The sequence below is a fragment of the Aeromicrobium marinum DSM 15272 genome, assembly GCF_000160775.2.
GTDB lineage: Bacteria > Actinomycetota > Actinomycetes > Propionibacteriales > Nocardioidaceae > Aeromicrobium > Aeromicrobium marinum.
The window spans coordinates 1,643,578-1,662,155 of record NZ_CM001024.1; the positions used below are offsets into that span (position 1 = coordinate 1,643,578).

The following is an 18,578-nucleotide window of genomic DNA, read 5'->3' on the forward strand; positions in this document are numbered from 1 at the left end:
TCAGGCTCCTGCCGTCGAGAGCTGGGCGAGGTCGGCGGGGCCGGCCAGGTGACCGAGCACGCCGGTGGCGACCGCCACGTCGGGCGACACGAGGTGGGTGCGTCCGCCCTTGCCCTGACGTCCCTCGAAGTTGCGGTTGGAGGTCGACGCGCTGCGCTCCCCCGGTGCGAGCTGGTCGGGGTTCATGCCCAGGCACATCGAGCATCCCGCGCCGCGCCACTCGGCGCCCGCCTTGAGGAAGATCTGGTCGAGCCCCTCGGCCTCGGCCTGCAGCCGCACCCGCACCGAGCCCGGCACCACGAGGATGCGGGTGTCGTCGGCCACGTGGTGACCGTCGATCAGGGACGCGGCCACCCTGAGGTCCTCGATCCGGCCGTTGGTGCACGACCCGATGAACACCGTGTCGACCTTGATGTCCTTCATCGGGGTGCCGGCCTCGAGGCCCATGTAGCGCAGGGCGTTCTCGGCGGCGATGCGCTCGTTGTCGTCCTCGAAGGAGGCCGGGTCGGGCACGCTGCCCGACAGCGGCACGCCCTGACCGGGGTTGGTGCCCCAGGTGACGAAGGGCGTGATCGTGGCGGCGTCGATGGTGACGACCTTGTCGAACACGGCGTCGTCGTCGGTGACCAGGCTGTCCCAGTGCGCCACGGCAGCGTCCCAGTCGGCGCCGGTCGGCGCGTGCGGACGGCCCTGCAGGTAGTCGTAGGTGACCTGGTCGGGCGCGATGAGACCGGCCTTGGCGCCCCACTCGATCGACATGTTGCAGATCGTCATGCGGGCCTCCATCGACAGCGCCCGGATGGCCTCGCCCCGGTACTCCACGATGTAGCCCTGCCCACCGCCGGTGGTCTCCTGCGTGATCAGCGAGAGGATCAGGTCCTTGGCCGTGGAGCCGACCGGCAGCTCACCCACGACCTCGACGGCCATCATCTTCGGACGGGCCTGGGACAGCGACTGGGTCGCCAGGACGTGCTCGACCTCGGACGTGCCGATACCGAAGGCGATGGACCCGAACGCGCCGTGGGTCGAGGTGTGGGAGTCGCCGCACACGACGGTCATGCCGGGCTGCGTCAGACCCAGCTGCGGGCCGACGACGTGCACGATGCCCTGGTCGATGTCGCCCATCGGGTGGAGTCGGACGCCGAACTCCTCGCAGTTGCGACGCAGCGTCTCGACCTGCGTGCGCGACACCAGGTCGGCGATCGGCTGGTCGAGATCGGTGGTCGGGATGTTGTGGTCCTCGGTGGCCAGGGTCAGGTCGGGACGCCGCACGGTACGCCCGGCGAGACGGAGTCCGTCGAAGGCCTGCGGGCTGGTGACCTCGTGGATGAGGTGCAGATCGATGTAGAGCAGGTCGGGCTCGCCCGCGGCGCTGCGCACCACGTGCTCGTCCCAGATCTTCTCGGCCAGCGTCTTGCCCATGTGTCGTCCCTACTGTGCGGTGCCCGGGGTGTGTCGCCTGCGGTTCCGGTCGCTTGCGTCTCACCATGCGATACGGCAGTATCAACTCATGGACAACTCTAGCGGAGTCGGGGTCCTCGACAAAGCGGCTCTCGTGCTGGCCGCGCTCGAGCCGGGTCCGGCCACCCTCGCCGGCCTGGTCGCGAGCACGGGACTCGCCCGCCCCACCGCTCATCGCCTCGCCGTCGCGCTGGAGCACCACCGCCTGGTCGCGCGCGACCTGCAGGGGCGCTTCATCCTCGGGCCGCGGCTCGGCGAGCTGGCCTCCGCCGCCGGCGAGGACCGCCTGCTCGCCGCCGCCGGACCGGTCCTGGCCCGCCTGCGCGACATCACCGGCGAGTCGGCGCAGCTGTTCCGCCGGCAGGGTGAGCACCGGGTCTGCGTCGCCGCCGCCGACCGCCCCACCGGCCTGCGCGACTCGATCCCGGTCGGCAGCCAGCTCACGATGACGGGGGGCTCCGCCGCGCAGATCCTGCTGTCGTGGGAGGACCCCGAGCGGATGAACAAGGGGCTGCTGAAGGCGACCTTCTCCGCCGCCGAGCTCTCGGCGGTCCGGCGGCGCGGGTGGGCGCAGAGCATCGGCGAGCGGGAGACCGGTGTCGGGTCGGTGTCGGCGCCCGTGCGCTCACCCTCGGGCAAGGTCGTGGCCGCCGTCTCGGTCTCCGGACCGCTGGAGCGCCTCACCCGCCAGCCCGGCCGCATGCACGCACCGGCGGTCGTCGCCGCCGGCGAACGCCTCTCGCAGAGCCTGCGGCGCCACGCCTGACGTCCCCGCCTGACGCAGAGCCGCCGACTCAGGAGGCGGCGAGCGCCTCGAGGAGCTGGGCCTTGGACTTGCGCGAGTAGCCCGGCACCGCCCGCGACCTGGCCTCGGCGCGCAGGCGGGTGACCGTCCACGTCTCGTCCGGGACCGACGACCCGGCCACCGCCGGTGCGAGGACCGGCTTCTGCGGCACCTTCTCGGAGTCGACCGACGCGACCCGGACCGGACCGCCGCCAAGGCGCACCGGCAGGTCGCCGAAGGCGGTGTCGGGATCGACCGCATCGACCGCGGCGGGCTGCTCGGACGCGGCACGGGCCCGGCGCCGGGCCTTCGCCGCCTTGGCGCGGTACTTCTCGATCTCGGCGGCAGCCTCCCGGGCCGACCTGGCGGCCTTCTTCTCCGCGGCGACGACCTTGTCACGCTGCTTCTGGAGCTTGGACTCCAGCTTGGCCACGGTCTTCTCGAGGGCAGCCACCCTGGCCTTCAGTTCCTTCTTGCCCGCGCCGCTGTCGGGCTCGACCCCGGTGCCGCTGGACGCCTTCGACCTGGCCATCAGTGCTCCTCCGTGTGACTCACGGGCACATCATGCACGATCCGGGTGAACAGCCGGTGGTCCCAGACGGGCTCGGGTCAGCCCGCCACCTCGGGGAGCCGGGCGGCCCCCACGACGGTGCCGTCGTCCAGCTCGATCCGCAGGGCGATCACGTCGTCCCGCAGCACGGCGGCGTTCATCCGGCAGTGGATGACGACGTCGGACCCCAGGAAGGCGCCGGCGGACACGTCGGCACCGGTCTCGTCGACGAAGACGATCTCGTAGGTCTCCCCCGGCGCCAGCCCGCTCACGTCGATGATGGCCTCGGTGCCCCAGGTGTGGGCCACCACGGACGCCGTCAGGTCGACCCCCGCCGGAGCCCGGTCGAAGTCGACCACCTCGACGGCGCCCAGGGTCCCCGGCGGTCCGATCGGCGGCGCCTCACGGATGTCCTGGACGGCGAGCCCGCCGGCGGCACCGGCCAGCAGGAGCACGGCAGCCGCGGTCGCGAGGAGGGCCGAGCGACGCCACCGGCCGGGTGCGGCGGCCTCGTCGCCCGACCGAACCCGTTCGGCGATGCGGTCGGCAAGGTCGGGCCGGGGCAGCGACGGGTCCCAGTGGTCGAGCCCCCTCAGCTGCTCGACGACGCCTCGCAGCTCGTCCACCTCCTGCCACACGGTCGGGTCGGCGGCGGCCAGCAGCGCGAGCTCCTGCCGCTCGGACTCGGTCAGGTCGCCCGATGCCGCAGCGGCGATCAGGTCGTGGCGTCGGTCGCGGTCATCGGTCATCGTCGTCCTCCTCCTGAAGGTGGGTGCGCAGGGCGCGCAGTGCGTGGAACATGCGGGTCCGCAGGGTGGCGACCGGGACCCCGGTGCGGTCGCTGACGTCCTGGTAGGACGCGCCGCCGATCGTGACGGCCACGACGACCTCGCGGTGGGCGTCGGTCAGCCGGGCCAGGGCCTCGACGAGCGCCAACCGGTCGACCGCCTGCTCCATCGGCCGGCCATCGTGCTCCACCGGGTCCCCCGCCCGCACGACCAAGGCGGTCCGGCGGTCACGGGACCGGATCAGGTCGACCAGGACCCGACGGGCGATGGTGAACAACCAGGTGCGCTCGCTGCCGCGTCGTTCGTCGAAGCGCTCGCGGTGACGCCAGGCGCGCACGAACGTCTCCTGCAGGCACTCCTCGGCCAAGGACCGGTCACGCACCGCATTGACGGCGAAACCGAAGATGGCCGGGCCGTGGTCGCGGTAGGCGCGCGCGACGTCGAAGGTCCGCGGGTCACGCGCCATCGTCGACATCGCCTCCCGCGATCGGCCGGACCGCCGTCCGCGGTCGCGCTCCAGTGTCGCCCCGACGCGGCCGGGCGACAAGGCGAACGCCACGGTCGAGGTCATGCAAGGGGTACGCCGGACCGGCCGTGTGCGTTCATCACGACCGTCGACGGGCGGCCACCGAGCGGACCCGCGAAAGAAGTGTGACGATCGGTGAACGAGTGCGCGCCGTGAGGCGTATCACTCTCGGAAAGACGCCCTCAGGCGCCATCTCTCGAAGGGAATCTCATGACCAGCAAGCGATCGACCCGACTGGCCGGCGCGGCTTCACTCGCCGCCGTCAGCCCCCTGATCCTGACCGCCCTGGCCGCCCCGGCCAACGCCGACACCCCGGACCAGGTCGAGCGTCCGGCCACCTTCACGAGTGCGTTCATCGCCAACGGAACCCCCGACCAGGTCTTCATGGGCTCGGAGCCGGCGCCCGGCCAGCCCGGTGCGACCGGCACGTTCAAGTTCCTGATCAACACGGACCTGGACGTCATCTGCTGGGACATGACGACCAACGGCGTCGACAACGACTTCGTCGGCGCGAGCCCGGCCAAGACCGCCAACCACCTGCACGATGCCCCTGCCGGAATGCAGGGCCCGCCGCGTATTGCCTTCCCCGACCTCACGGGTGACGGCGACACCTTGACCTCCAGCGGCTGCTCTGCCGGACCGTTCACCACCCACGCGCCCGGGAACCCCAACGAAGCCGGCAGTTCGACCGGCTTCGAACTCTCGGACATCGAAGAGGATCCGAGCGGCTACTACGCCAACATCCACACCAACGACTTCCGCCCCGGAGCCGTCCGCGGCCAGTTGGTGGCCGACCCGGCCGGACTGGCCGCCGCCAACGCGCAGCCCGCCACCCCGGCCCCGTCCGGTGGCGTCCGAACGGGTGAGGGCGGAGCTGCCTCCACCCTGCCCATGGGTCTGCTCGCTGCTGCCGCCGTCGCCGGTCTCGGCGTCACCGGCGCCGTCGCCCTGCGTCGTCGTCAGGGTGCCTGAGCTCCCACGGCTCGCTGGACTCGTCCTGCTCGCCGCACTCCTCACGGGGTGCGGCGGGCAGGACGTCGTCGTGTCGCCGTCACCTCCTGCAGCCCCCTCGGCAGAACCGTCCCCGGCCGCTGCCGAGCCGCCGGCCGCCCCCGCCGACCCCGCACGGGTCGTCGTGCCGTCGATCGGCATCGACGAGGAGCTGATCGACCTCGGGATCGATGCCAGCAACGGCGAGCTGGAGGTGCCTCAGGACTACGACCGGGTCGGCTGGTTCACCGGAGGCGGACGCCCCGGCGACTTCCTGCCTACCGTGATGGCCGGACACGTGGACTCCCGCACCGGACCGGCCGTCTTCGCGCGACTGGCCGAGGTGCAGGTCGGTGAACAGGTCACGGTGTTCGACGAGCGCGGCACCGAGTTCACCTACGTGGTCTACGAGGTGAAGGACGTGCCGCAGGACGCCAACTTCCCGACCGACGAGGTCTACGGCGCGGCCCTGGCCGACGAGATCCGCCTCATCACCTGCATCGGGGACTACGACCGGTCGATCGGTCGCTACACCGAGAACCGCGTCGTCTTCGCCAAGGCCGTCTGACCCGCTGATTCCCAGGAAATCCCAGAAAACTGGCACTTCACCCCGGTTGCAACCTGTGCCCGGTGTCAGTTTTCTGGGATTTCCTGGGAAACCTTCCGGGTCAGAAGAGACCGGGTTGTTCGAGGGAGAGCAGGATCCGCTTGCGCTCGACACCGCCGGCGTAGCCCGTGAGCGTGCCGTCCGCCCCGATGACGCGGTGACACGGCACCACGACCGGCAGCGGATTGGCTCCGTTGGCGGCGCCGACGGCCCGCGAGATGCCCGCCGTGTAGCCGAGTCTCCGGGCGATCTCGCCGTAGGTGGCGGTCTGCCCGTACCCGATGGTCTGCAGCTCGCTCCAGACCTTGCGCTGGAACTCCGTGCCGTCCTGCGCCAGCGGCAGGTCGAACCCCGTCCGCTCCCCCGCGAAGTACTCCGTGAGCTGGCGCTCCGCGTCGTCCAGGACCGGGTCGGCCACCGGGACCCCTCGCGGCGTGGCGTCGAAGTCGATCGCGGTCAGCAGGCCGGCCGAGACGTGCAGGCGCAGCCCGCCGATCGGGGTGTCGATGAACCGGGTCCTCATGTCGTGGGCCTTTCGTCGGTGGCGCTCGCGCGCCACAGGTGCATGCCGGCGTACGCCCGCCAGGGTCGCCACTGGTCGGTGTGGTCGAGGTCGAGCCCCCGGCGGGCGAGGGCGCGCTGCAGGACCAGGTCGGTCGAGAGCAGCACGTCGGGGTCGCCGAGCGCCCGCATGACGACGTAGTCGGCGGTCCAGGGTCCGACGCCGCGCAGTCCGAGCAGCTGGCGACGGGTGTGGGTGCGGTCCGCCCCCGGCTCCAGGTCGACGTCGCCGCGCAGGACCGCCTCGGCGAGCCCGACCACGGCTGATGCGCGCGACCGCGGCATGCCGAAGGTCGTGGGATCGGCGGCGAGGATGCTCTCCGGCGTGGGGAACGCATGGGTCAGTTCCGCGTGACCGGCCACCGCGTGACCGAGGCGTCGCACGAGCCGTCCGGTGACCGTGCACGCGCCCGCCACCGACACCTGCTGGCCGACGATCGTGCGCACCGCGTTCTCGAAGCCGCCGAAGGCCCCTGGCACCCGGAGCCCCGGCTCGGCGGCCACGAGGGGCGCCAGCACCGCGTCGGCCCCGAGCGCCGCGTCCACCGCGACGGGGTCGGCGTCGAGGTCCAACAGCTGACGACTCCGGTGCACGGCGGTGGCGGTGTCACGCAGGTCGTCCAGCTCGAGCCGGCAGTCGACCCGGTCGGGGTGCACGGTGAGGGCCACGACCCCGCGCCCGTGCGGCAGGTCGACGACGCGCGCATAGGTGCGCCCGTCGACGGACTCCAGGCCCGGAGCCACGTGGGCGGCAAGGTAGTCGAGCAACGCGTCCGCGCAGAACGGTTGCCGCACGGCGAGGCGGAGCTCCAACCGGCCGGGGGTCGCCACCCTCGTCGGGGTGGCCGCTCGGCGCAGCTCGCTCGGGGTGCGGTCGTACACGATGCGAACGGCGTCGTTGAACTGGCGGATCGAGGCGAAGCCTGCCGCGAACGCCACCTCGGACATCGGCATGACCGTCGTCTCGATCAGCAGCCGCGCCGTCTGCGCGCGGGCGCTGCGGGCCAGGGCCGACGGACCCGCACCGAGCTCCTCGACGAGGACGCGGTGCACGTGCCGGGTGCTGTAGCCCAGGCGACGCGCGAGCCCCTCGACACCGTCGCGGTCCACGACGCCGTCGCCGATCAGTCGCATCGCGCGGGCCACCGTGTCGCCGCGGACGTCCCACTCCGGCGAGCCCGGCGTGGTGTCCGGACGGCACCGGCGGCAGGCGCGGAATCCTGCCTCGTGGGCCGCCGCAGCCGATGCGTGGAAGGCGACGTTGCCGGACCTCGGCGTCACCGCAGGGCACGACGGGCGGCAGTAGATCCCGGTGGTCAGGACCCCGGTGTAGAAGACCCCGTCGAACCGGGCGTCGCGCGCCAGCACCGCGCGGTAGCGGGCGTCGTGGAGTGAGGTCACTCCCTCATCCTGAGGGCCCGGAGCGGCGCTGGCTAGCGGTGATCGGACGTGGCCGTCAGGACCGCCGTGCTCACCGGAGGTCGCGCGGTGGCGCGGCCGGTCAGTCCGACTCCTCCTCCAGGCGGTCCCCTCCCGGCTGGGGCCCGAGCCGGCCCTCGCCGGCGTCCGGGACGTCCTCGGGCTCGGCCGGGACCGGCCCCTGTCCGGCCGTCTGTCCACCGGTGGACGGGTCGTCCTGATGCTCCGGATCGCGCTCGGCGGGTGATGTCATGGCGGCGCGGTACCCGACTCGGCAGCGTCCATGCAGACCGGATGCGAAAGACCCCCTGACCGGCATCGCTGCTGATCAGGGGGTCTTCTCACGGGTAGCCCCGACGGGATTCGAACCCGCGCTACCGCCTTGAGAGGGCGACGTGCTAGGCCGCTACACAACGGGGCCACGGCCCGAAGGCCGGTGAAACCGTATCAGGAAAGACCTGCCACGGTGTCGCTGGGGTACTAGGACTCGAACCTAGAACAACTGAACCAGAATCAGCCGTGTTGCCAATTACACCATACCCCAAGGGGTATCGGATCCAGATCTTGCGAACCGGTTCCGAACCGAGGACCGACTCTACCGGATGCCGTCGGCCGGTCCCAAACCGGGCGGAGCGGCACGGACGATCAGAGCACGGCCGCCAGCCGGGCCAGCGAGCGCTCGCGCCCCAGCAGCTCGAGCGACTCGAACAACGGGGGCGAGACGCGGCTGCCGGTGATCGCGACGCGCACCGGGCCGAACGCCACCCGCGGCTTGAGCCCGAGTCCGTCGATCAGTGCGGCACGCAGGGCCGCCTCGATCCCCTCGGTGGTCCACTCCCCCACGCCGGACAGCGCCGCATGGGCCGCCGCAGCGGTGACCAGACCCGACTCGTCGAGATTCTTCGCCCGATCGGCCTCGTCGATCGTGAAGGCGCCGTCGTCGACGAACAGGAAGCGCAGCATGTCGACCGCCTCGGTCAGGACGGCGATGCGCTCCTGCACGAGCGGCGTGGCCGCGGCCAGCAGGTCGGACTGCTGGGGGGTCGGCGGCTCGGCCACCAGGCCCTCCGCCCGGAAGTACGGCACCAACCGTGCGGCGAGGTCCTCGGGGGCGAGGAGGCGGACCTGGTCCCCGTTGATCGCGCGTGCCTTGTCCAGGTCGAAGCGTGCGGGGTTCGGGTTGACCCGACCGATCTCGAAGGCCTCGACCATCTCGGCGAGGCTGAACACGTCGCGCTCGGCGTCGAGCGACCAGCCCAGGAGCGCCAGGTAGTTCAACAGGCCCTCCGGCAGGAAGCCGGAGTCGCGGTACCCCAGCAGGTTCGACTCCGGATCGCGCTTCGACAGCTTGCGGTTGCCTGTGCCGGTGACGTACGGCAGGTGTCCGAACCGGGGCACCGAGCCGTCGCCGACCCCGATCTGGGCGAACGCCTCGTACAGCGCGATCTGTCGCGGGGTGGAGCTCAGCAGGTCCTCGCCGCGCAGCACGTGGGTGATGCCCATGAGGGCGTCGTCGGTCGGGTTGGTCAGGGTGTACAGCGGCTGTCCGTTGGCCCGGACGATCACGAAGTCCTGCACGTTGTCGGAGCCGAACGTGATCGGACCGCGGACGAGGTCGTCGAAGGTGTAGTCGCGGTCGGACATCCGGAACCGGATCACGGGCTGCCGCCCCTCGGCCTCGAAGGCCCGGCACTGCTCCGGCGTCAGGTCGCGGTGCAGGCCGTCGTAGCCGCTCGGGCGGCCCTCGGCCCTGGCCTTCTCGCGTCGCTCCTCCAGCTCCTCGGCGGTGTCGTAGGCCGGGTAGGCCAGACCCGCCTCGACGAGGCGGGCCGCCACGTCGGCGTAGACGTCCATCCGCTCGCTCTGCCGGTAGGGGCCGTGCGGGCCCCCCACCTCCACGCCCTCGTCCCAGTCCAGGCCGAGCCACCGCATGACGTCGACCAGGAGACGGTAGGACTCCTCGTTGTCGCGCGACGTGTCGGTGTCCTCGATCCGGAACACGAACCGGCCCCCGTGGTGGCGGGCGAAGGCCCAGCTGAAGAGCGCCGTGCGGGCCATGCCGACGTGCGGGTTGCCGGTCGGCGACGGGCAGAACCTCGCGACGACGGGCTTGGACGTCTCAGTCATGGGAGACCACCTGGTTGACGAGGGTGCCGATGCCACTGATCGTCACGCTGACGGTGTCACCGACCTGCATCGGGCCGATGCCGTCGGGAGTGCCGGTGAGGACGACGTCGCCCGGCAGCAGGGTCATGAAGCTCGACACGTACGCGATGATCTCGGCGACGCTGAACACCATGTCGGAGGTGCGTCCGTCCTGCTTCGTCTCCGCGTTGAGGGCGGTGCGCACCCGCAGGTCGGAAGGATCGAGGTTGGTCTCGATCCACGGCCCGAGCGGGCAGAACGAGTCGAACCCCTTGGCGCGGGCCCACTGTCCGTCGCGCGCCTGCAGGTCGCGCGCCGTGACGTCGTTGGCGACGGTGTACCCGAAGACCACCTTGTCGACGTCATCCACGGGGACGTCCTTGCAGATGCGGCCGATCACCACGGCGAGCTCGCCCTCGAAGTGCAGCTCCGAGGTCTGCGGCGGGTACACGATGGGTTCGCCCGGCCCGACCACGCTGGTGTTGGGCTTGAGGAACACCAGCGGCTCCGCCGGCACCTCGCCGCCCATCTCGGCGGCGTGCTTGGCGTAGTTCTTGCCGATCCCCACGACCTTGCTGCGCGGGATGACCGGCGCGAGCAGGCGCACGTCCTCGACGGCGACCTTCTGGCCGGTGAGCTCGAACCCTGCGTACAGGGGATCGCCCTTCAGCACCGCGATGGTGGGCACTCCGTCGTCGTCCCCGACGACGCCGAACTGGGGGTCGTCCTCTCCCGCAAACCTGGCTACACGCATGGACCCGACCCTAGCGGTGCGGCGCATCCCGATCCTCGGCGCCGCTGGCGCCCGACCGGCCGGTCAGGCGCTGCCGTAGCGACGGTGGCGCGCCGCGTACTCCTCGATCGCGGCCCAGAGGGCCAGCCGGTCGACGTCCGGCCAGGCGATGTCGCTGAACACCATCTCGGCATAGGCGGACTGCCACAGCAGGAAGTTGCTGGTGCGCTGCTCGCCGGACGTGCGCCAGAACAGGTCCACGTCGGCCATGTCGGGTTCGTCGAGGTAGCGCGCGAAGACCCGTTCGTCGACCCGGTTCGGGTTGACCCGGCCGGCCGCGACATCGCGCGCGAGGGCGGCGGCAGCGTCGGCGACCTCGGCCCGCCCGCCGTAGTTGACGCACATCGTGAGGGTGAGCACCCGGTTGTCGCGGGTGAGCTCCTCGGCGGCCTCCAGCTCCTTGATGACGCTGCGCCACAGGCGAGGACGACGACCGGCCCACCGGACCCGGACCCCCAGCTCGTGCATCTGGTCGCGGCGTCGACGGATCACGTCGCGGTTGAACCCCATGAGGAAGCGGACCTCCTCGGGCGACCGCTTCCAGTTCTCGGTCGAGAACGCGTAGGCCGAGACGGCCGTGACCCCGACCTCGATGGCGCCCTCGACCACGTCGAACAGGGCCGCCTCTCCCATCTCGTGGCCGGCGGTGCGGGGCAGACCGCGAGCCTTGGCCCAGCGGCCGTTGCCGTCCATGACGATGGCGACGTGTCCCGGCACCTGGTCGGCGGGGAGGTCGGGGGGCGTGGCCCCGGACGGGTGCGGGGTCGGACGGCGCGGGGTCGGGGCGGCCATCAGCGGTCCACGTGGACCAACGAGCGCAACGACCGCTCGAGATGCCACATCAGGTAGGCATTGACGATGCCGGTCGACTCCCGCCGTGCCCGGTCGTCGGAGACGTCGACGGTCTCCCAGTCGCCGCTCAGCAGCGCCGCCAGCAGGGTGACGGCGGACGGTGACGGCGCGGCCGACCCCGGCATGCGGCACGTGTCGCACAGGATGCCGCCCGACGGCGCGTGGAAGTTGCGATGTGGACCCGGGGCACCGCACCGGGCGCAGAGGCCGAAGCTGGGCGCGTAGCCGGCGATGGCCAGGGCCCGCAGCTGGTAGGAGTCCAGGATCATCCCCGGGTTGTGGCGACCCTCGGTGAGGGCCCGCAGCGCCCCGACGAGCAGCTGGTACTGCTGCACGGCCGGCTCGCCCCCGTCGTCGACGAGCCGTTCAGCGGTCTCCAGCATGGCGGTCCCGGCGGTGTAGGCGCCGTAGTCGGCGCCGAGGTGCTGCGCGAACGGCGTGATCGTCTCGACCTGGGTCACGATGTCGAGGGTGCGACCCACGGCGAACTGCACGTCGACGTGCATGAACGGCTCGACCCGCCCGCCGAGCCGCGAGGTCGTCTTGCGGACCCCCTTGGCGACCGCACGGACCTGGCCGTGCTCGCGGGTGAGCAGCGTGATGATGCGGTCGGCCTCGCCCAGCTTGTGGGTACGCAGGACGACGCCCACGTCGCGGTAGAGGCTCACCCACCCATTGTGCCGCGTCCCCGGCGGGTCAGCGGCCCGCCTCGCCGCCGATCCCGGCATCGCGTGCCCGCGCCACCGCCTCGGCGCGTGTCCGCGCCTGCAGCTTCGCCAACACGTCACTGACACGGTTCCGGACGGTCTTCTCCGACACGAACAGGCGTCGAGCGATGCTGGCGTTGTCCAGTCCGCGCGCCATCAGGTCCAGCACCTCACCCTCCCGGACGGTGAGGTGAGGGAAGGCCTGCGGTGACGAACGACCGATTCCCGAGAAGAATCCGACGACCTGCTCCGCGACCCGGGGACCGAACACCGCTTCACCCCGCATGACGGCCGCGAGGGTCCGCTCGACGTCGTCCGCCCCGGCCTCCTTCAGCAGGTACCCCCGGGCGCCCGCGCGCAGTGCGGCGAAGACCGAGTCGCCGTCGTCATTCATCGTCAGCACCACCACGGCGACCCCCGGGTGCTGCTCGGTGATGCGCGCGGTCGCGGTGAGCCCGTCGAGGCCCGGCATCCGCAGATCCATCAGCACCACGTCCGGTCGCACCTCACCGACGAGACGGATCGCGGTCGCACCGTCCGGCGCCTCCCCCACCACCGTGATCCCGTCCATCGCGGACAGGACCGCGATCATCCCCGCCCGGAACATCGCATGGTCGTCGACCACCAGGACGGTCGTCACGGCCGGACCTGCTCGGTCGACCGGAACGGGCCGTCCCACGGGAGGACCACACGGACCGTGGTGCCACCACCGTCGGTGTCGACGTGGTCGACCCGTCCCCCGACCTCGGCGGCGCGGGCCTGCATGCTCGCCAACCCGACGCCCGCCGGGGGGCGCCCCGGCATGCCGCGGCCGTTGTCGACGATGCCCACGACGATCGCCTCGCCCGTCCGATGCAGTTCGACCCGTACGCGGCTGGCCGCACTGTGTCGCACGACGTTCGCCACCGCCTCCGCTGCGATCGCGTACGCAGCGACTTCGACACCTGCCGGCAACGGCCCGATGTCGACGACATCGGCGCTCCCCTCGATCGTGCCCAGGGATCCGACGAGCTGCTCGAGCGCACCGGCCAACCCGACCTGGTCCAGGATCGGCGGACGCAGCCCGTGTGCCACCGCCCTCACCTCACCCACGGCCGCCCGTGCTCGGTCACGCACGCGTCGTGTCACGGTCACCAGGTCGTGTTCCTCTCGTTGCTCCAGCCGGCCGGCCAGAGCATCCAGCTCGAGGGCGATACCGGCCAGGCTCGGCCCGACGCCGTCATGCAGGTCGTTGCGGAGCCGGCGGCGCTCCTCCTCCCGGGCGATCACGATCCGGGACCGACTCTCCGCAACGTCAGCGATCAGCGACGAGGTGTGGGCCAGGACACCGAGGTGGGCCGCGAGCTGTTCGAGCACATCCCGTTCCTGCGCACTGAATCCGGACGTCCCGCGGCGGTGTCCCACTTCCAGCACTCCGATGGCACGGCCCAGAGCCGACACGTCCAGCATCTCCACCTGTTCGGATCGATGTCCGACCTGCGCACCCACCGGTCCGACGAAGGCGACGTAGGGCAGCTTCAGCTCGTGGCGCAAGGACTCGAGCAGGAGCCGCATCGCCGCATGCGGCTCCGCCGCCGTGCGGGCCGCGGTCATGATCCTGCGCGTCAGCGCTGCAGAAGCCCGCCGGTGAGGGAACCACCACCGGTCGACATGACGCAGCAGGATGTCCCACGACACCACGGCAGCCACCCCCGACGCGGCGACGAGCAGGATCCCGGGGCGAGTTCCCGTCAGATCCGGACCCGCTGGCAGAACCGCCGCGGCCCACACGGTCCCGACCACGCCCAGCACCACCACGAGGACGAGGGTGCGGCTGAGCGCGAACTCGACGTCGAACAACCGGTGCCGAATCATCGCGACCACGACGCCGAGCGGCGGACCGACGAGCCCGAGCGCGAAGATGAGGTCGGCCGACGGAAGGCCTCGGGCCAGCTGAGAGACGATGATTCCCACGACGAGCCAGATGCCACCGAGCATCAGCCACTGCAGCTGTGCACGTTCGACACCCACCGACCGTCGGGTCCGAGCCACCAGGTGGACGACCGCAGCCGGCGTGGCGACCACGATGCAGAAGTACGAACCCGCCAGCACCACCCAGTTCAAGAACTCCAGGCCCGGCACACCGATGGGGTTCACGATGCCCGCGTCGGTGTCGGACCGTTCCGGTACCACCATCCGCGCCATGACCGCACAGGTGGCGACGACCACGACCGTCCGGGCCAGCCATCGCCACCACCCTGTCGCGCGGCCGTCGGGAAACAACAGCGGCAGCAGCGGCAGCACGTAGAAGTAGGCACCGAAGCCGAACATCGACACCCAGTCGGTGGCGGCCGCACCGGGCAGCGGGCGGTCCGCGACCCGCTCGCTCCACAGGCTGTACTGGCTCATCAACTCGTACAGCGCCAAGGAGCCGGTCGACACCAGCAACCAGCCGCAGGGGTTCCGCGGCTGGGCCCACACGACCGCGGCCCCCGCCAGCGGCCATCCAGCGCCGACCACGATGTTGGCCAGGTAGAGCGGCTCGACATCGACGCGCGACTCGATCATGGCGTGCGCGACGACCGCGGCGAGAGCGGCCAGGACTGCCACGACGGCGGTCACCAGACCGAGCAATCGCAACGGGGAGTCACCGAGGCGAGTCGCCGGAGGCGGCGTGGCCTCAACCGGCGCGGCTGCGGGAAGCTCGGTCGTCACGCAGACATCCTCACACCGGCCGGGCCGTGTCGTCAGCAATTCCGGGGGCCTTCGAGGTCCCGAAGAACCGGGGCACTCGTCCCTACCGACCGGGACAGGTCCCCTCCTACGGTCTGGTCATCATCTCCACCCACGACAACGAAGGAACCCCCCGATGACCGACATCAATGCCCTCCGAACCGAACCCTCTGCGGCCCACGCGGGACGGCCCCGATGGCCCGTGCTGGGCATCGTCGCCGGCATCGGTGCGGTCGTCGCGACGATCGTCACCGACCTCCACCCGGTCGACGGACCCGACACCTACACCGCTGCCGTCGTTGACGACGTCAGCTCCGTCACGGCCCAGGTGAGCATCATCGCCGGATACGTGACGGTGGCGTTGCTCCTCGTCCTGGCGGCGGCCTGGCGCCGCCACGTCGAACCGCGCGCGTTGACCAGCACGGCGGCGCGGGTCGTACCGCTCGGGCTCACGGCCGCGGCCGGTGCCCTGTCGCTCGGGTACGGATGGAAGGGCGCACTCGGTCTGTACAACGGCGGCAGCGAGGACGGCTCCTTCGACCGCGACGGCTTGTACGTCCTGTTCGTGCTGAACGACTTCGGCTCGTTCATCGGGTACCTCGGCGTCAGCGTCGCGGCCGGCGCCGTGGCGTGGATGGCCCTGCGTGAACGGCTGATCTCACGGTGGATCGGCGTGGTGAGCATCATCGTGCTGCTCCCCGTCGTCGTCACCGTCGTGGCGTTCGGCCTGCCGGGCTTCCCCGGAGTCGTGAGCGGCCTGTGGCTCCTCATCACCTTCACGGGGCTCACGTTCGGTCGCAGCACCATCGTGCGTTGACCGAGGGGTCGTGCCCGTGGGACCGCCGGCCGGTGGCCCCACGGGCACGACTACGTCGAACGACGTATGTCCGACTCCCGCGCCGGCCGCCAGACTGAAGCGGCCCGGCCCGGGCAGCACCTCGAGAGGAGTGCGGCTGTCGCTCAGCCGCGCTCCGCCTCGTAGAGCGCGTAGGGGTCGTGGAGGGTGCGACCGATCACGGACCGGAGCCAGGTGACATCTCGGGTGGTTCCGGCACGTGTCCGGTCGACGGTCCCGTCGCCGGTCAGGTTGGACGCGAAGATGCCGGCGGCCGACCGTGGCAGGAAGTCCTCGTAGACGACCGGCGACAGCGCACCGACGTCGTCGCGCCGGTAGTAGGCCAGGTCAGCTGCATCGAGCTCACTCTCGGTCCGCGGGAACGCCCCGATGCCCTCGGCGTCGTACAGCTCGCGGCCCTTCGGGGTCAGGGCGACCCCGCGAGCCTCGACCTCCCCGAATCGGACCCGCAGGTCACCGGACGTCAGGGAGCCGTCGGCCTCCCGGAAGGTGCGGCGCTCGGCCAGGGCTCGGAACGAGGTCTGGCGCAGCAGCACGTCCGGCCCGTCGGTGCGGGGCGGGCCCTGGATGCGGTCGATCATCTCGATCCCGTGGTCGGCCATCCGCTCGTACAGCAGGTCGATGTCGAGCACCCGCGGCGTGAGGTGGTTGATGTGCGTCGAGGCGACACCCCCGATGTCGGCCGCGACACCCGAGACCGCCTCGAGCCGGGTGTACCAGGCCCGGTCCACCGGCTCCGGCGACAGGGCGAAGGCGGCGGTCGCCAGCTCGATGAACCGGTCGGCGTCGGTCGACGGCAGCCCGCCCCCACGCTCGGCACGGTCGGCCAGCACCAGCAGCTCGTCGGGGAAGAGCGTGCGCGCCTCCAGGAAGCTCCTCAGGTCGGCCTCCAGCCGCTCGTCGAAGAACCGGCGGTCGTCGACCACCAGCAGCGACGTGAACACGCGGAACGGGTTGGCGGCCAGCTCCTCGCGACCGGTGGGCCGGAAGGCCGTCGAGACGACCGGGATGGCCGGGGTGGCGTCCCTCAGGTCGTAGAACCCGACCGGCTTCATGCCGCAGGCGGCGAAGATGCAGGCGACCTGGCCGAGCTCGTCGGGCGTGCCCAGCCGGATCGCCCCGTGCCGCTCCGCCGTGACGCGATCGATGCTGCCGAGACGTTGAGCGTCCGTCCGGTCCTCCAGCACCTCGGCATTCACCTGCTGCGACACCTCGACGAGCGTGCGGTAGGCCGGCACCTCGCTGCCGTAGAGCGCCGACAGGCCCGCCGCCAGGCGCGAGCGCAGGTCGGTGGGTCCGACCAGCGCCTCGCCCGGACGGTTCACGCGAATTCCACGCCCTGCGCCAACGGCAGGTCGGTGGAGTAGTTGACCGTGTTCGTGACGCGACGCATGTAGTTCCGCCATGCGTCCGATCCGGACTCCCGACCACCGCCGGTGTCCTTCTCGCCGCCGAAGGCACCACCGATCTCGGCGCCGGACGGACCGATGTTGACGTTCGCGATGCCGCAGTCCGACCCCACCGCCGACAGGAACGTCTCCGCCTCCCGCACGTCGAGAGTGAAGATCGACGAAGACAGACCCTGCGCCACGCCGTTGTGCAGGGCGATCGCCTCCTCCAACGTGTCGTAGGTGAGCACGTACACCAGGGGGGCGAAGGTCTCGGTGCGCACGATCTCGGTCTGGTCCGGCATGTCGACGATCGCCGGCTCCACGTAGGACCCGCCGCCGTCGACCGCTGCCTGTCGACCACCGGTGACCAGGACGCCACCATCGGCCGTCGCCTGCGTGATGGCGGCGTCGAACGCCGCCCACGCCTGCTCGTCGACGAGTGGCCCCACCAGCGTGGCCGGGTCCAGCGGCGACCCGATCGGCAGCGACTCGTAGGCCGCCGCGAGCCGCGTCAGCAGGTCGTCCTTGACCGACTCGTGGACGATCACGCGCCGCAGCGACGTGCACCGCTGACCGGCCGTGCCGACCGCCGAGAACACGATGCCGCGCACCGCCAGGTCGAGGTCGGCCGACGGTGCCACGATGGCGGCGTTGTTCCCGCCGAGCTCGAGCAGGGTGCGCCCGAGACGCGCTGCCACCCGTGGCGCGACCTGCCGGCCCATCCGGGTCGACCCGGTCGCCGACACCAGCGGGACCCGGGGATCGTCCACCAGCGCCTCGCCGACCTCGCGCGCACCCAGCACCACGGCGCTCAGTCCCTCGGGGGCGCCGGCTCGACGGCCTGCCTCCTCCGCGAGTGCCTGACACGCCAGTGCGGTCAGCAGGGTCTTCTCCGACGGCTTCCAGACGACGGCGTCACCGCACACGAACGCCAGGGCCGCATTCCACGACCACACCGCGACGGGGAAGTTGAAGGCCGAGATCACCCCGACGACACCCAACGGGTGCCACTGCTCCATCATCCGGTGCCCGGGCCGCTCGGTGGCGATCGTCAGTCCGTGCAGCTGGCGCGACAGACCGACCGCGAGGTCGCAGATGTCGATCATCTCCTGGACCTCGCCGCGGCCTTCCGAGACGATCTTGCCGGCCTCGATCGTCACGAGCGTGCCGAGGTCGTCCCGGTGCTCGCGCAGGAGCTCGCCGAGCTCGCGCACGAACCGTCCTCGGACGGGCGCGGGGACCTGGCGCCACTGCTCGAAGGCCACGACGGCCCGGTCGACCGCGGCGGACACCTCGGTGGGCCGGTGGGACACGAGCCGGCCGATCTCGTGCCCGTCGATCGGTGACCGGCAGACGAGGTCCCCGTCCGGGTCGAACGGGTCGGCGACTCCCAGCCGCCCGAGGACGGCCCGTGCCTGCTCGGCGATGTCGGTCAT

The 18,578-nt window shown here is 71.5% G+C and carries 19 protein-coding genes and 2 tRNA genes; 4 read left to right on the forward strand and 17 right to left on the reverse strand.

Going from position 1 to position 18,578, the window contains the following annotated elements; translation table 11 throughout:
* Entirely contained in the window at window positions 1–1,422 is a 1,422-nt protein-coding gene (leuC, locus tag HMPREF0063_RS08400; protein ID WP_007078237.1) for a 3-isopropylmalate dehydratase large subunit, read from the reverse strand.
* A gap of 88 nt (window positions 1,423–1,510) precedes the next feature.
* Between leuC and HMPREF0063_RS08405 the strand changes: the two genes are divergently transcribed.
* Window positions 1,511–2,227, forward strand: a complete 717-nt coding sequence (locus tag HMPREF0063_RS08405) for an IclR family transcriptional regulator (protein ID WP_007078238.1) — start codon at window positions 1,511–1,513, stop codon at window positions 2,225–2,227.
* A gap of 28 nt (window positions 2,228–2,255) precedes the next feature.
* Here the strand turns inward: HMPREF0063_RS08405 and HMPREF0063_RS08410 are convergent, their stop codons facing one another.
* The 3 genes from HMPREF0063_RS08410 to HMPREF0063_RS08420 form a co-directional block, all read right to left on the reverse strand.
* On the reverse strand, window positions 2,256–2,777 hold the full coding sequence (locus HMPREF0063_RS08410) for a hypothetical protein (protein ID WP_007078239.1): 522 nt from the start codon (window positions 2,775–2,777) through the stop codon (window positions 2,256–2,258).
* Between the two features lie 77 nt (window positions 2,778–2,854).
* Window positions 2,855–3,544 (reverse strand): anti-sigma factor domain-containing protein, encoded by a 690-nt coding sequence (locus HMPREF0063_RS15770; RefSeq protein WP_050760932.1) that lies wholly within the window; start codon window positions 3,542–3,544, stop codon window positions 2,855–2,857.
* Window positions 3,534–4,154: an RNA polymerase sigma factor gene (locus HMPREF0063_RS08420; protein ID WP_007078240.1), complete on the reverse strand. Its 621-nt coding sequence runs from the start codon at window positions 4,152–4,154 to the stop codon at window positions 3,534–3,536. Before HMPREF0063_RS08420 ends, HMPREF0063_RS15770 begins: the two co-directional genes overlap by 11 nt.
* A 165-nt stretch (window positions 4,155–4,319) precedes the next feature.
* Here HMPREF0063_RS08420 and HMPREF0063_RS08425 point away from each other — a divergent pair, with 165 nt between their 5' ends.
* Both HMPREF0063_RS08425 and HMPREF0063_RS08430 read left to right on the forward strand, forming a co-directional pair.
* Entirely contained in the window at window positions 4,320–5,081 is a 762-nt protein-coding gene (locus HMPREF0063_RS08425) for a CHRD domain-containing protein (RefSeq protein ID WP_007078241.1), read from the forward strand.
* A complete protein-coding gene (locus tag HMPREF0063_RS08430; protein ID WP_007078242.1) occupies window positions 5,074–5,667 on the forward strand; it encodes a class F sortase in 594 nt (197 codons plus the stop codon). Before HMPREF0063_RS08425 ends, HMPREF0063_RS08430 begins: the two co-directional genes overlap by 8 nt.
* A gap of 100 nt (window positions 5,668–5,767) precedes the next feature.
* Here the strand turns inward: HMPREF0063_RS08430 and HMPREF0063_RS08435 are convergent, their stop codons facing one another.
* From HMPREF0063_RS08435 to HMPREF0063_RS08480, 11 genes are all read right to left on the reverse strand, one after another.
* Window positions 5,768–6,229: a methylated-DNA--[protein]-cysteine S-methyltransferase gene (locus tag HMPREF0063_RS08435; protein WP_007078243.1), complete on the reverse strand. Its 462-nt coding sequence runs from the start codon at window positions 6,227–6,229 to the stop codon at window positions 5,768–5,770.
* Window positions 6,226–7,668, reverse strand: coding sequence for an AlkA N-terminal domain-containing protein (locus HMPREF0063_RS08440; protein ID WP_007078244.1), 1,443 nt, complete (start codon window positions 7,666–7,668; stop codon window positions 6,226–6,228). The genes HMPREF0063_RS08435 and HMPREF0063_RS08440 overlap by 4 nt, the downstream gene beginning before the upstream one ends.
* 100 nt (window positions 7,669–7,768) lie before the next feature.
* Complete coding sequence (locus HMPREF0063_RS16590) at window positions 7,769–7,939, reverse strand: hypothetical protein (RefSeq protein ID WP_007078245.1); 171 nt, start codon at window positions 7,937–7,939, stop codon at window positions 7,769–7,771.
* 95 nt (window positions 7,940–8,034) lie between these two features.
* Window positions 8,035–8,107: transfer RNA gene (locus HMPREF0063_RS08445), tRNA-Glu, on the reverse strand.
* Between the two features lie 51 nt (window positions 8,108–8,158).
* Window positions 8,159–8,230, reverse strand: a tRNA-Gln gene (locus HMPREF0063_RS08450).
* 101 nt (window positions 8,231–8,331) lie between these two features.
* Window positions 8,332–9,813 carry a glutamate--tRNA ligase gene (gene gltX / locus HMPREF0063_RS08455; RefSeq protein ID WP_007078246.1) on the reverse strand — a complete coding sequence of 494 codons (1,482 nt, stop codon included), beginning with the start codon at window positions 9,811–9,813 and terminating at the stop codon, window positions 8,332–8,334.
* On the reverse strand, window positions 9,806–10,585 hold the full coding sequence (locus tag HMPREF0063_RS08460; protein WP_040320198.1) for a fumarylacetoacetate hydrolase family protein: 780 nt from the start codon (window positions 10,583–10,585) through the stop codon (window positions 9,806–9,808). The genes gltX and HMPREF0063_RS08460 overlap by 8 nt, the downstream gene beginning before the upstream one ends.
* A gap of 63 nt (window positions 10,586–10,648) precedes the next feature.
* Window positions 10,649–11,416, reverse strand: a complete 768-nt coding sequence (locus HMPREF0063_RS08465) for an isoprenyl transferase (protein WP_007078248.1) — start codon at window positions 11,414–11,416, stop codon at window positions 10,649–10,651.
* Complete coding sequence (recO, locus tag HMPREF0063_RS08470; RefSeq protein WP_040320199.1) at window positions 11,416–12,144, reverse strand: DNA repair protein RecO; 729 nt, start codon at window positions 12,142–12,144, stop codon at window positions 11,416–11,418. The genes HMPREF0063_RS08465 and recO overlap by 1 nt, the downstream gene beginning before the upstream one ends.
* Before the next feature lie 28 nt (window positions 12,145–12,172).
* The gene (locus tag HMPREF0063_RS08475; protein ID WP_007078250.1) at window positions 12,173–12,823 is read right to left on the reverse strand and encodes a response regulator; all 651 of its coding nucleotides are present in this window, start codon (window positions 12,821–12,823) and stop codon (window positions 12,173–12,175) included.
* Complete coding sequence (locus tag HMPREF0063_RS08480; RefSeq protein WP_007078251.1) at window positions 12,820–14,877, reverse strand: sensor histidine kinase; 2,058 nt, start codon at window positions 14,875–14,877, stop codon at window positions 12,820–12,822. The genes HMPREF0063_RS08475 and HMPREF0063_RS08480 overlap by 4 nt, the downstream gene beginning before the upstream one ends.
* Window positions 14,878–15,031: 154 nt before the next feature.
* Here HMPREF0063_RS08480 and HMPREF0063_RS08485 point away from each other — a divergent pair, with 154 nt between their 5' ends.
* The gene (locus tag HMPREF0063_RS08485; protein WP_050760933.1) at window positions 15,032–15,712 is read left to right on the forward strand and encodes a hypothetical protein; all 681 of its coding nucleotides are present in this window, start codon (window positions 15,032–15,034) and stop codon (window positions 15,710–15,712) included.
* Window positions 15,713–15,855: 143 nt separating this feature from the next.
* On the opposite strand, the gene hglS is transcribed toward HMPREF0063_RS08485, so the two are convergent.
* Entirely contained in the window at window positions 15,856–17,076 is a 1,221-nt protein-coding gene (gene hglS, locus HMPREF0063_RS08490; protein WP_007078254.1) for a 2-oxoadipate dioxygenase/decarboxylase, read from the reverse strand.
* Complete coding sequence (amaB, locus tag HMPREF0063_RS08495) at window positions 17,073–18,578, reverse strand: L-piperidine-6-carboxylate dehydrogenase (protein WP_040320200.1); 1,506 nt, start codon at window positions 18,576–18,578, stop codon at window positions 17,073–17,075. Before amaB ends, hglS begins: the two co-directional genes overlap by 4 nt.